Here is a 12,972-nt window from a genome sequence, read left to right on the forward strand (position 1 = left end):
CAACACCTCAGAAGAAGGGGCGGGGGCCATGCGATCGGTGAGCCGGACGGGCCTGTTGACCGCAGGGCTTGGGCTGGGAGCTGTCGGCGGTTTCGTCGGCAGTCTGCTCAGGGAACGGAGCGTTCTGACAGCCGCCCGTGAGGCGGCGCGTCAAGAAAGTGAGGAACCGCCTTCATGGGGCGTCGGCTCGTACCGCTCACGCTGGACAATCTCCCGGATCTCCCGAAGCGTTGCCGTACATGTGTCTTCTGGGAGCTCGATCCGGTCAGTGGACAGGACGCGGTAAAGGCAGGCACTCCGGAGCTGGAGAAGGAGGCCTGGATCTCCGCCGTGCTCCTGGAGTGGGGCTCGTGCGGCCGTGTCGTCTACGTGGACGACGTGCCGGCGGGCTTTGTGCTGTACGCGCCGCCGGCGTATGTGCCGCGCTCCACGGCGTTCCCCACGAGCCCCGTGTCGCCCGATGCCGTGCAGCTGATGACGGGCTTCATCATTCCCGGCTATCAGGGCCAGGGGCTGGGCCGCGTGATGGTGCAGACCGTTGCCAAGGATCTGCTGCGGCGGGGATTCAAGGCGATCGAAGCCTTCGGCGATGCGCGGTGGAAGGAGCCCGGGTGTGTGCTGCCCGCGGACCATCTGCTGGCGGTGGGCTTCAAGACCGTACGACCGCATCCCACGTATCCACGGCTGCGGCTTGAGCTGCGTACGACGCTCTCCTGGAAGGAAGATGTCGAGCTAGCCCTCGACCGCTTGCTGGGGGCAGTGCAGAAGGAGCCGGCACTGCGTCCGCTGTGAGGCACCGGGCGGCGCAGGACTGGGAGATGCGAACGGGCCCAACCCTTTGGAGGGTTGGGCCCGTTTCACGTGAAACAGCGAGGCGCTGATCGTGCGCCCGCGCGGGAGGACTACTTGATGAAGCCCTCGAGGTCGCGCTCGATCGCGGCCTTCGGCTTGGCACCGACGATGGTCTTGGCGACCTCGCCGCCCTGGTAGACGTTGAGGGTCGGGATCGACATGACGCCGTACTTCGCGGCGATGCCCGGGTTCTCGTCGATGTTGAGCTTGGCGACGACGATCTCGTCGTGCTCAGCCGCGATTGCCTCCAGGGAGGGGGCGATCTGGCGGCACGGGCCGCACCAGGCGGCCCAGAAGTCGACGAGCACGGGCTTGTCGCTCTTGAGCACCTTCTCGTCGAAGTCTGCGTCCGTCACGGTGATCGTGGCACCGGCCATGGCGTTGTTCTCCTTAACTGAACTGAGGGTGGGGCGAAGCAGTGGGGTCAGACCGCGGCGGTGGCCGCGGCCTCGTTGTCGGCGAGGGCGGCCAGGTAGCGCTCGGCGTCGAGCGCGGCGGAGCAGCCGGTGCCGGCGGCCGTGATGGCCTGGCGGTAGGTGTGGTCCACGACGTCGCCCGCCGCGAAGACACCCGTCAGGTTGGTGCGCGTCGAGGGGGCCTCGACCTGGAGGTAGCCCTCGTCGTCCAGGTTCAGCTGGCCCTTGAAGAGCTCGGTGCGCGGGTCGTGGCCGATCGCGATGAACAGGCCGGTGACCGGCAGCTCGGAGGTCTCACCCGTCTTGGTGCTGCGCAGGGTGAGGCCGGTGAGCTTCTGCTCGCCGTGGACCTCGGCGACCTCGCTGTCCCAGGCGAACTTGATCTTCGGGTCGGCGAAGGCGCGGTCCTGCATGGCCTTCGAGGCACGCAGGCTGTCGCGGCGGTGCACGATCGTCACGGACTTGGCGAAGCGGGAGAGGAAGGTCGCCTCTTCCATCGCGGTGTCGCCACCACCGATCACGGCGATGTCCTGGTCCTTGAAGAAAAACCCGTCACAGGTGGCGCACCAGGAGACGCCGCGGCCGGAGAGCGCGTCCTCGTTCGGCAGGCCGAGCTTGCGGTGCTGGGAGCCGGTCGTGACGATGACGGTCTTGGCCTGGTGGACCGTACCGGCGGTGTCGGTGACGGTCTTGATCTCACCGGAGAGGTCGACGGAGACCACGTCGTCCGGGATCAGCTCGGCGCCGAAGCGCTCGGACTGGGCGCGCATGTTGTCCATGAGCTCGGGGCCCATCACGCCGTCCTGGAATCCGGGGAAGTTCTCCACCTCGGTGGTGTTCATCAACGCACCGCCTGCGGTGACGGCACCCTCGAAGACCAGCGGCTTCAGCGAGGCGCGCGCGGTGTACAGCGCGGCCGTGTAGCCGGCGGGCCCGGAGCCGATGATGATCACGTTACGGACGTCGCTCACGGGTTGATTCCTCGTCTCTGCGGACTGCCTAATGCCTCGGGAGGAGCCCGCCTTCCGGACTCTCACCCCACCCAACGGATCCTACGGGGCGAGCATTCCCGCTGTGTCCGCGCACATGGTGTGTTCGTGCGCACGGAGACGGCGCACGGAGACGGCGTAGGGAGAGGGCGTACGGAGAGGGCGTACGGAGGGCGCGGGGCGTCGTCTGCTCAGGGGCGCGGGTACGAGTGGGAGACCAGGACGTCGCCCTTGCTCCCGGAGGAGTTGTCGACGCAGGCCGCATCGACGACGTACGCGGTGACGCGCGAGCTGTCCGTGGTGTCGGGCAGCACGACCAGATAAGCGGCCTTGCCGTCGTACGTGCCGCGCTTGGCGGCGAGCGGCGGGGCGTCCTCGTCGATGCCGCGCGCGATGCACCGCGGTACGTCGGGGTCGTCGCCGCGCATGGGTGCGTTGGTCTTGGGCGTGCGCCGGGAGTCCTCTTCGGCGGACTCGGTGCTGGACTCCGTACTGAACGAAGGCTTCGATGCCTCCGGGGCCGGGCTCTTGTCCTTGGCGAGCAGCGAGGAGACCTGGTCGTCGAGCGCGCTCCCGGAGAAGGTCTGCGTCCCGGTCAGGTCCGACGCGTTGCTGTGGCCGGAGTCCGCGCTGTTGCTGCCGGGCTGGAGCATCAGCGTGCCCAGGCCGATCGCGGCGACCGTGGCCACGGCGCCGATCACGGCTCCCGCGATATTGCGGCGACGTCGACGCGGAGCCCCCGCACGACGGCCGGGGCCGGTCGCGGCACGCGGATGTCCGGCGGGCCGATCCGGCGCACCGGCCGCGGGAGCGCTCGCCGTTTCACGTGAAACATGCGGCTCGGAGGGCTGCTCCGAGGGCCGCTCCGAGGGCTGGTCGGCCGCGTGCTCGGTGGTCCGCTCGTCAGGTGCAGAGGCCTGCTCGGAGAGCCGCGCCGGAGCGTCGACTGCCCCTTCCGCAGGGCGAGTTGCGTCAAGGAGTGCCTCGGCGGCCAGTGCCGCGTCGATCCGGCCCGCGATGTCGGCGGGCATCTGCGGCGGTCCGGGCAGCGTGCCGAGCAGTTCGCGGATCTCGGTCAATGAGTCGAGTACGTCGGCGCAGAGCGCGCAGCCCTCGACGTGGTCGCGTACTTCGCTCTTACGGGAGGGCGGGAGCAGGCCCTCGGTGAGATCGGAGAGTTCTGACACGTCCGGGTGCTCGGCCGCGCCGGTCGTGGCTGTCACGCTCGCCCACCTCCGCCCTTCACGGCTGCTGAATCGCCTGGATCTGTTCCCTGTGTCCTTGCGTCGTGCGCTGGTGCTGCCGGTGGGACGGATGGCTCCTGCGTCCGGTTCCTTCCGGCGCCGCGGTTCTTTTCCTCCGAACCGGCTCGATCTCTCTGCCGCGGGCCCGAGCCCTCCGCCCGGAGGTGGCTGAGCAGCGGCAGCAGGCGGGCTCTGCCGCGGGCGCAGCGGCTCTTCACGGTGCCGGTGGGAACACCGAGCACCGCGGCGGCCTCGGCCACGGGGTAGCCCTGCATGTCGACGAGGACGAGGGCGGCCCGCTGGTCCGGCGGGAGCGTGCCGAGCGCCTCGATGAGCTGCCGGTGGAGATCGTGCCGCTCGGCCGGCGCGGACGCCGACTCATGGGGTTCGAGGAGCTGCTCCAGGCGTTCCGTGTCGTCGACCGGTGAGGTCTTGCGGGAGGCGGCCTTGCGCACCCGGTCGAGACAGGCGTTGACGGTGATCCGGTGCAGCCAGGTCGTGACCGCCGACTGGCCACGGAAGGTGTGCGCGGCGCGATAGGCGGAGACCAGGGCGTCCTGCACCGCGTCCGCGGCTTCCTCTCGGTCCCCGAGCGTGCGCAGCGCCACCGCCCACAGCCGGTCGCGATGGCGTCGTACGAGCTCGCCGAAGGCGTCGGGGTCCCCGTCGACATGGCGGGCCAGGAGCGTCGCGTCAGGGGCTCCTGAGATGTCCTCCGCCTGCACCTGCTCCCCCTACCTCGGTCGAGGGCTCAGCGTATCGGGGTCCCGGAGAGCGTGTAAACGGTCCGGAATGTCCCGAGGGAGGTCCGGAATGTCCCAGGAGAAAGGGGAAAGCCCAGGAGAGCATCGACTCCTGGGCTTTCCCCGAATTGCACCGGTGATCGCGTAATGCCGCTATTCCTTGCGGGCCGTTCCCAGGACCTTGATCTCGGAAATCCCGCCCCGGAAGAGCTCCGCCGAACCGTCAGTCGGCAGGGAGGTGATGTGCACCAGTACGTACCGGGTGCGCACCGGTTCGTCGAGGGTCTTCTCGAGCCGGTTGCCGGCCTGGCCGAGCTTGCTGAGTTCCTTGGAGAACTCAGCAAGCGAAGAGGGCCGCGACGCGTCCTCGGGCGCGGCGAGCACCTCCGCCTTCTGCCCGGCGCGATACAGGGCGATTTCGAATCCGGACACGTCCTGGACGCTGCCGAGATCGACGACTATGCCGCTGCCCTGCTTGCGGTTCGGAAGGTTGCCGAAGTTCGCGAAGCCCTTGTACTGCGGCGTGATCCAGGCGGTGCCGGCGTCGCCGTCCACGGCCTGCGGCACGTCCTGCTCCTTGATGCCGCTGCCGCTGGGGGCGAACTCGTACGCATCGCTGATCTTGAGCGGTTTGCCGGGGGCGGCCTTGGAGCCGTCCCCTTCCTCGCCCGGCTGCGAGGTGCCGGGTCCGCTGGGCTGGTCGCGCTCCATCAGGGCGTCCGCGAGCTGCCAGCTGCCCAGGCCGAGCGCCGCGATCAGCAGCGCGGACACGGCCCACTTCAGGGCCTTGCCCGTACGGCTCTGCAGTGGAGCGGGCGGTGCGGGCGGAATGGGCTGCGTGCCCTGCGCCGCCGTGGCGGGCCGGCCGTACGTGCCCTGCTGGTACGTCGTGCGCTGGTACTCCGGCGGCGCCGTGAACGAGGGCTCCGGGGGGCGGATGCGCGGCATCTCCGAGACGGCCTTGGACAGCTCCTCCGGGGTGGTGCACGGCTGGTCCTGCCGGGAGGCCGTCGCCCCGTCGTTGACCAGGGCGCGCATCGCCAGCTCGGACAGGCCCCGGTGGACGCCCGCGCGCACCTGGTCCGGTGCGATCAGGCCGATGTCCTTGGGCAGCCCCGACAGCCCGTACGCATCCTCCTCGTACGGCCAGCGCTGGGTCAGCGAGGCGTAGAGGAGGGCGCCGATCGCCTCCGTGTCGGTGCGCTGCGGGGTGTCGCTGCTGATGCCGCGCAGCGCGGCGTTCACGGCGAGGCCGCGGATGCGGTACTGGCCGGAGGAGCTGCGCAGCACCGCGCTGGGCGTGAGCCGCAGATGGGACAGGCCCTCGCGGTGCGCGGCGGCCATGGCCTGGGAGACCTGGCTGACCAGCTGGTACGCGTCGTGCGCCTCAAGCGGGCCGGCGGCGAGCAGGGTGGTCAGCTCGGTGGCGTCGGGCAGCCACTCGTGCACGACGTACACGAGGTCGTTCTCCTCCACCGCGTCCAGGACCTGCACGAAGCGCGGGTCGCCGAGCAGTGCGGAGGAGCGGGCGGCGGACAGGACGGTGCGGGCGCGCGGATGATCGGCCGGAAGCAGATGGACGCCGACGGCGCGGCGCAGCTTCTCGTCGACGGCACGCCAGCTGCTGAAACCGTCCAGACGGGTGACGCACTCCTCGAGGCGGTAGCGGCGCGCGAGCTTATGGCCGCTGTGCAGCTCCGGTGGTGCGGCCTGTGCCGTCGCGGGCGGTGTGGCCTGTGCCGTCGCGGTCGGTGAGGCCTGTGGGTTCTCCGGTGGTGTGGCCTGCGCCGTCGCGGGCGGTGCGGCCTGCGGTTCCTCCGGCGGTGTGGGCTGGAGTTCCGCGGTCTCCGCCGCGTCGCCGGCGGGCTGCTCCGCGCCCTCGGCAGCTGTCGTCTCTCGGCTCGTGGCCGCCCCGTCGGCCGTGGCCTGGTCCGCCTTGGCGGTCAGCGACTCCTCGTCGCTCCCTGCTGCCACGTCGACGGCAGCCGTGCTCCGTTCCGCCACCGTCGTTCCTGCCTCCCCATCCGTTGCACGCTGTCCGACGCCAAAGCCAATTGTGCCCACAGTCTGCCGCTATCCACGACACGCGATGGCCGGGGATGGTTGTGCGAGACCTGCGGCAAAAGCGTCGGATCAGCGGCCGAGCCGACCCCGGACCATGCCCACGAGCGCGTTCAGCTCCTGGACGCGCATCCGGCGGGCCGCGACGAAGAAGACGCCGAGCAGCACGATCCCGCCGCCCACCAGCGCCGTGAACGAAGCCAGGGCGCCCGTGCCGATGACCTCCATGAGCCCGTACGCGACCGCACCACCGACGAGCGCCGCCGGAACGGAGGCGCCGATGAGGCGGGCGTAGGTCCGCACCACGTGCGAGCCGTCCAGGTCTCCCCCGAGGCGCTTGCCCAGCCTGCGCCAGGCCACACCCACACCGACCGCATAGGCGAGCCCGTACGAGGCGGCCATGCCGACGACCGCCCAGCGCGGGGGCAGCACGAGGTAGCAGAGCAGCGAGGCGAGCGCGTTCACGGCGGCCACGATGACGGTGTTGTAGAACGGCGTGCGGGTGTCCTCGTACGCGTAGAAGCCACGCAGGACGACGTACTGCACGGAGTACGGGATGAGGCCGAGGCCGAAGGCCATCAGGACGTAGCCGATGTTCGTGGCGCCGGGGGTGCCGGCGTACAGCAGCGTGGTGATCGGGACGCCGAGCGCGAGGAAGGCGAAGGCGCACGGCACGATCGCCACGGCGGAGGTGCGCAGTCCGTACGAGAGGTCGTCCCGGACGGCCGCGGCGTCGCCGTCGTTGGCGGCGCGGGAGATGCGGGGCAGGACGGCGGTCATCACGGAGACGGTGATGATGGCCTGCGGCATCTGCCAGAGCAGCAGGGCGTAGTTGTACGCGGTGATGCCGGTGCCGGGGTGGCCCTGATCGTCGGCGGTGAAGCCCGCCGAGGTGGCGAGCTGGGTGACGACGACCATGCCGAGCTGGTTGGCGAGGACGAAGAACAGCGTCCACTTGGCGAGGGCGGCGGTCTTGCCGAGGCCCTGACCCTTCCAGTCGAAGCGCAGCCGCGGCTTGAAGCCCGCGTCGCGGAGGTACGGGACCATCGCCAGGGCCTGCACGGTGAGGCCGAGCAGGGTGCCGATGCCGAGCAGCCGGACGCCCTCGGGGGTGATCGTGCTCTCGGTGACCCCGGACGTGCCGGACGAGCCGAAGGCCCAGATGAACGCGCCGAACGTGGCGATGATGACGATGTTGTTGAGGACCGGCGTCCACATCATCGCGCCGAAGCGGCCGCGCGCGTTCAGGATCTGCCCGAGCACCACGTGCACGCCCATGAAGAACATGGTCGGGATGCAGAAGCGGGCGAACGTCACCGTCAGCTCGTACGTCTCCGGCTCGGAGGCCAGCTTCGGCGACATCACCTGGACGAAGGCGGGGGCCGCGAGCACACAGATCACGGTGACCGCGCCGAGCAGCATGATGACCAGCGTCAGCAAGCGGTTGGCGTACGCGACGCCGCCGTCCTCGTCGTTCTTCATGGCGCGGACCAGCTGCGGGACGAACACCGCGTTCAGCGCGCCGCCCGCGACCAGGATGAAGATCATCGTCGGCAGGACGTTGGCGACCTGGTACGTGTCGTTGAGGGTGCCGACGCCGATCGCCGCGGCCATCACGAGCGTGCGCAGGAAGCCGGTGATGCGGGACACGATCGTGCCCGCCGCCATCACCGCGCTGGACTTCAGGATGCTTGTGGCCTTGCCGGGCTTCTTCGGCTGGGCGGCCGGGGCCGGTACGGCTTCCGGGGTGCCGGGGGGCGCGGCCGGGGCGGGCACCGCGGGCTGCTCGCCCTGCGGACGGGAGCCGTTGCCGGTCTGCGGGTCGCGGAAGCCCGGCTGCTGGTCGCGGTAGCCCGGCTGCTGGTCGCGGAAGAGGTGTGCGAACGCGTCCGGTTCGTGGCGCTCCTCGGCGGCCCGGCTGACCAGGTCGTCGACGCCGACGAACTGCGTCGTACGGACATCGTCGCCGTACGGGAGGTGGCGGGACGGGCCGTCCGGCTCCGGGGCCGGGGTCTGCGCCCAGACCTGCGGGTCCGGTGCGTTCTGCGGCGGGGCGGGCTGCGCGTACAGGGACTGCGGGTCCGCGTACGTGCCCGGGGGCGGCGGCGGGTGCGCGGAGCGGTCGTAGAGGGCCTCGGTCACCGGGTCCTGGGCGGCGAGGTCCTGAGCGCGGTACGGGTCCTGGGCGTAGGCGTCCTCGACGTACATGTCCGGCGTGGGCTGCTGCGGGGGTACGTGCCCACCCGAGGGTTCGCCGCTGCCCGCGCCTTGGCCGCGGTCACCGTCGTACGGCGCATTCATGCTTACCCCACCTCATCGGTCCCGCGGCCCCAGTGGCCACGTCATCGCTCAACGGTCCACTCTCTCACCCGTGCCGGACGGGTCGGTGCTTTCCGGTGCGGTGTCCGCTGTCGGGTCACTCGGCTGCTCGGGGGCGGAAGGGCCGGACTCGGGGCTGTCGTCGCCCTCCTCCTGACCGTCGCCGTTCTCGCCGCCGTCCTCGTCGTTCTCGCCCTCGGCCTCTTCCTCCTCGGCTCGGCGGGCGGCGGCCTTGCGCTGCGTGTACATGCGGAAGCCGGCGAGGACGAGCAGCAGGATGCCGCCCGCGATGACCAGCATCACGGTCAGGGTGATCTCGGTGACGTCGACGTCGAAGCGGATCTCCTTGCCGTACGGAGTGCCGTCCTCGGTGTAGAGCTGGCCGACGACCGGGACCGGGCCGTTGGCGTTGGCCGTGGTGGTGAACTTCACGGTCTGGCTGTGGCCGCCGGAGACCTTGATCGGCTGTTCCTCGTACGCACCCGGCCGCTCGCCGATCTTGAGTCGGGTCGGCTTGGTGGAGGTGAGGCGCAGCGTCAGGTTCTCGACGCCCTGGACCAGGTTGTTCTGGACGGTGATCGGGATGGTCGCGCTGCGCCCCGAGAGCTTCGCCTCGGTCTTCTCGATCAGCCCGACCTGGCCGGTGAGCGTCGTGAGGTAGCGCTGCACGCTGTTGCGGTACGTCTCGGCCTCGTGGGCGTGGCCGCGCCAGGACGTGGACAGCTCGCGGTCCATGGCCCGGCCGAACGGCGTGACCACCCGGTCCGGCGCGCTCAGGATCACCTTGAAGCGGCCCAGGGTCTCCTGCGTGGTGCGGACCGACTCGAAGGCCGCCTTCGGCAGCTCCTGCCTGCGCAGCTTCGCGGGGTACGCGCCGGTGCCGGGGACCTGCGTCGCGGCCTTCGGGTCGGGCGTGGCCTTGGCGGCGGAGATCAGGTCGTCCGGCTCGGTCCAGCTCTCGGAGTCGAGGGCGCCGAGGGCCTGGGCCATCGTCTGGGCCTGGCTGGCCGTGGGCATCCGCTGCGGGGCGACGACGATGCTGCGCTGCTTGTCCGGGTTCTGCAGCGTGATCATCTGGCTCTGGGCGAGGAACTCCTGCACCGCGAGCGTGGAGTTCTCGGCGCGCGTCATATCGCCCTGGAACGCGGTCGACAGGCGCGCGTCGGCGACCACGGCCGTCGTGCCGCCGCCGATCGGGCGGGCCGCGGTCGGGGTGTACGGCAGGCCACGCGACTCGCGGAGGCTGTCACTGCGGGCGATCACGGAGTGCGCGCCGGCCGAGGTGGCGACGTCGACGACGGACGGGTCGACCGCGCCGTCGGCGGGCCAGGCGAAGTCCGTGCTGGGCTCGACGTGCAGGACGGACTTCACGGTCTGGGCGGCGACGTCCGTGGCGGGCTGCAGATGGCTCAGCGAACCGCCGACCGCCTTGCCCTGGTGCGCGAGCGAGGCCAGGTCCGGGTCGGCGAACGGCAGGGCGACGATCTTCTTGCCCTTGACGGCCTGCTGCAGTTCGTTGAGCCACTGCTTGGCCAGGGCCCGGTTCTTGGCGGATCCCGGGATCGGGTTGCCGCCGTCGGGGTTCTCGACGCTGTAGCCCTTGGTGGCCATCGCGTCGAGGGAGGCGAGGAGGTCCGGGTCGATGACCCAGGTCACCGGCAGGTCCTTGCCGAGGGACAGCATCTGCTCGAGCCGGCCGCCGGGGGCGACCTCCTCGGCGAGCTTGTCGTCGGCGAAGACCGGGGTCTGCTGCTCGTCGGAGGCGGTCTCCGCGGTGAGGTGCGAGGTGGAGATCAACGGCCAGAGGAAGCTGACCTTCGTCTTCTCGCCGGGCGCCTCCGACTGCCAGGGCAGGAAGGTCCGCTCGACGCCGAGCACCTGCGCGTACGGCTGGGCGGCGCTGCGGCCGGTGAGGGAGACGCCCAGCTGGTACACGCCGTCCGCGGAGAGGTCGAGCTCCTCGACGGGGACCGACAGCTGGAAGTTCTGCGTCGCCCCGGGCGCGATCTTGTTGAACTCCGCGGTGTACTTGCCGCCCTTGCCGCCGACCTCGCGGCCGAGGGCTCCCTGCAGCGAGTCGGACCGCTTGGCCGCGCTGTCGACGGAGGAGCGGTTGTTCAGCGTCGGGCCGACGCGGAGGCCGACGTGCGCGTCGGTGACCGTCTGCCTGCCCTCGTTGGTGACCTTGCCGGAGACCGTGACGGTGTCCTCGTCCGTCGGCGCACTCGGGGACATGCTGTCCACGGAGACGTCGACGGATCCGGTGCCTGCGGGGGCCGACGGGGCCTCGGGTGTCCTGGCGGCCTGAGGGGCCGCGTCCGCGGGGGCGGCGGGGATCTGCAGCAGAGCGGCGAGCAGCGGCGCTCCGGCCAGGAGCGCTGCCGTACGCCGGAACCGCCGGCGGGCAGGTGAGGGAGTCATCCCCTGGAAGTCTGCCGCCTCGGCCACGCGCTCGCCCGTCCCTCGTCGTCGTCAGTGGTCGTCCGCATTTGCGTCCCCGCATGGTAACGAGGCGCGCTGTGCCTGAGTGCCGGGGTGCGCTCCCGCAGCCCTCCGGCAGGTCAGCGACGGTACGGGCCACTTCGCCGGGCGTCGAACCGGACCGGTGAGGCGGTACGCGGGGCCGGTCCGGGGCCCGTCCGGGGGCGCACGGCAGCGTGTCGGGGTGCGTGGGGGACGGGGGAGCCGGGGCGGGTGAGGCGGACCACCGGAAAACGGGGAAGCTGGCGCAGCTCAGGCCCCGTACCCTTTTCTGTTGTGCCGAACGCCAATGAAGACAACTCCAGTGCCCTCAGCCAGGTGCAGCGCCGCGCGGTGAGCGAGCTGCTGCGCGTGTCCCCCGTAGCCGACGAGCTCGCCGAGCGCTTCCGCGCCGCCGGGTTCTCGCTCGCCCTCGTCGGCGGCTCGGTCAGGGACGCGTTGCTCGGCCGGCTCGGCAACGACCTGGACTTCACGACCGACGCCCGCCCCGAGGACGTACTGAAGATCGTCCGGCCCTGGGCGGACGCGGTGTGGGAGGTCGGGATCGCCTTCGGCACGGTGGGCTGCCAGAAGCAGGCCAGGGTCGGGGACGCCGAGCAGGACTTCCAAATCGAGGTCACGACGTACCGCTCCGAGGCGTACGACCGCACCTCCCGCAAGCCCGAGGTGTCCTACGGCGACTCCATCGAGCAGGACCTCGTGCGCCGGGACTTCACCGTCAACGCGATGGCCGTGGCGCTGCCCGAGAAGGAGTTCATCGACCCGCACGGCGGCCTCGACGACCTCGCTGCGCGCGTGCTGCGCACGCCGAGCACGCCGGAGGAGTCCTTCTCGGACGACCCGCTGCGGATGATGCGGGCCGCCCGGTTCGCCGCGCAGCTGGACTTCGTGGTGGCGCCCGAGGTGGTCGCCGCGATGACGGCCATGGCGGAGCGCCTGGAGATCGTCTCGGCCGAGCGGGTTCGGGACGAGCTGAACAAGCTGCTGCTCTCCGCGAACCCGCGCACGGGCCTCACTCTCCTCGTGGACACGGGCCTCGCCGACCACGTCCTGCCGGAGTTGCCCGCGCTGCGCCTGGAGAGCGACGAGCACCACCGGCACAAGGATGTCTACGAGCACTCCCTGATCGTGCTCGAGCAGGCCATCGCCCTGGAGGACGGGGAGCCGGACCTCACGCTGCGGATCGCGGCGCTGCTGCACGACATCGGCAAGCCGAGGACGCGGCGCTTCGAGAAGGACGGGCGGGTCTCCTTCCACCACCACGAGGTGGTCGGCGCCAAGATGACGAAGAAGCGCATGACCGCGCTCAAGTACTCCAACGAGCTCGTGAAGGACGTCTCCCGCCTGGTCGAGCTGCACCTCCGCTTCCACGGTTACGGCACGGGCGAGTGGACGGACTCCGCGGTACGGCGCTACGTACGCGACGGGGGCCCGCTCCTCGACCGGCTGCACAAGCTGACCCGCTCGGACTGCACGACGCGCAACAAGCGCAGGGCGAGTGCGCTCTCGCGGGCGTACGACGGCCTGGAGGAGCGGATCGCGCGGCTGCAGGAGCAGGAGGAGCTGGACGCCATCCGCCCCGCCCTCGACGGCAACGAGATCATGGAGATCCTGGGCGTCGGCCCCGGCCCGGTGATCGGTAGCGCGTACAAGTTCCTGCTCGAACTGCGCCTGGAGCACGGGCCGATGGAGCGGGACGCGGCGGTGTCCGCGCTCAAGGAGTGGTGGGCCCAGCAGGACTGAGCCGCCCGGAAGCCGGGGAAGGGGTCGTGTTTCACGTGAAACACGACCCCTTCGGCATGACCGGACGTACGCAGAGGGGGCGCTGTTTCACGTGAAACAGCGCCCCCTGGGGCCGGTCGGCCGC

General features: G+C 70.8%; 9 protein-coding genes. 2 read left to right on the top strand and 7 right to left on the bottom strand.

What is annotated here, in order from left to right; genetic code table 11:
* Positions 1 to 174: 174 nt before the first annotated feature.
* Positions 175 to 792: a GNAT family N-acetyltransferase gene (locus tag RCO28_RS35355; RefSeq protein ID WP_308945467.1), complete on the top strand. Its 618-nt coding sequence runs from the start codon at positions 175 to 177 to the stop codon at positions 790 to 792.
* 110 nt (positions 793 to 902) lie between these two features.
* Here RCO28_RS35355 and trxA read toward each other — a convergent pair whose 3' ends face one another.
* The 7 genes from trxA to RCO28_RS35390 form a co-directional block, all read right to left on the bottom strand.
* Complete coding sequence (gene trxA / locus RCO28_RS35360) at positions 903 to 1,229, bottom strand: thioredoxin (protein WP_308945468.1); 327 nt, start codon at positions 1,227 to 1,229, stop codon at positions 903 to 905.
* A gap of 47 nt (positions 1,230 to 1,276) precedes the next feature.
* Positions 1,277 to 2,239 carry a thioredoxin-disulfide reductase gene (gene trxB, locus RCO28_RS35365; RefSeq protein WP_308945469.1) on the bottom strand — a complete coding sequence of 321 codons (963 nt, stop codon included), beginning with the start codon at positions 2,237 to 2,239 and terminating at the stop codon, positions 1,277 to 1,279.
* A gap of 209 nt (positions 2,240 to 2,448) precedes the next feature.
* Positions 2,449 to 3,480 (bottom strand): hypothetical protein, encoded by a 1,032-nt coding sequence (locus RCO28_RS35370; protein WP_308945470.1) that lies wholly within the window; start codon positions 3,478 to 3,480, stop codon positions 2,449 to 2,451.
* Entirely contained in the window at positions 3,477 to 4,226 is a 750-nt protein-coding gene (sigM, locus tag RCO28_RS35375) for an RNA polymerase sigma factor SigM (RefSeq protein ID WP_308945471.1), read from the bottom strand. The genes RCO28_RS35370 and sigM overlap by 4 nt, the downstream gene beginning before the upstream one ends.
* A gap of 171 nt (positions 4,227 to 4,397) precedes the next feature.
* Entirely contained in the window at positions 4,398 to 6,248 is a 1,851-nt protein-coding gene (locus RCO28_RS35380) for a protein kinase family protein (RefSeq protein ID WP_308945472.1), read from the bottom strand.
* Positions 6,249 to 6,377: 129 nt separating this feature from the next.
* Positions 6,378 to 8,606 (bottom strand): murein biosynthesis integral membrane protein MurJ, encoded by a 2,229-nt coding sequence (gene murJ / locus RCO28_RS35385; protein ID WP_308945473.1) that lies wholly within the window; start codon positions 8,604 to 8,606, stop codon positions 6,378 to 6,380.
* A 48-nt stretch (positions 8,607 to 8,654) separates the two neighbouring features.
* Positions 8,655 to 11,072, bottom strand: coding sequence for a DUF6049 family protein (locus RCO28_RS35390; protein WP_308945474.1), 2,418 nt, complete (start codon positions 11,070 to 11,072; stop codon positions 8,655 to 8,657).
* A gap of 309 nt (positions 11,073 to 11,381) precedes the next feature.
* On the opposite strand from RCO28_RS35390, the gene RCO28_RS35395 reads away from it, so the two are divergent.
* Positions 11,382 to 12,848 carry a CCA tRNA nucleotidyltransferase gene (locus RCO28_RS35395; RefSeq protein WP_308945475.1) on the top strand — a complete coding sequence of 489 codons (1,467 nt, stop codon included), beginning with the start codon at positions 11,382 to 11,384 and terminating at the stop codon, positions 12,846 to 12,848.
* The last annotated feature ends 124 nt before the right edge of the window (positions 12,849 to 12,972 follow it).

The sequence above is a fragment of the Streptomyces sp. LHD-70 genome, assembly GCF_031157275.1.
GTDB lineage: Bacteria > Actinomycetota > Actinomycetes > Streptomycetales > Streptomycetaceae > Streptomyces.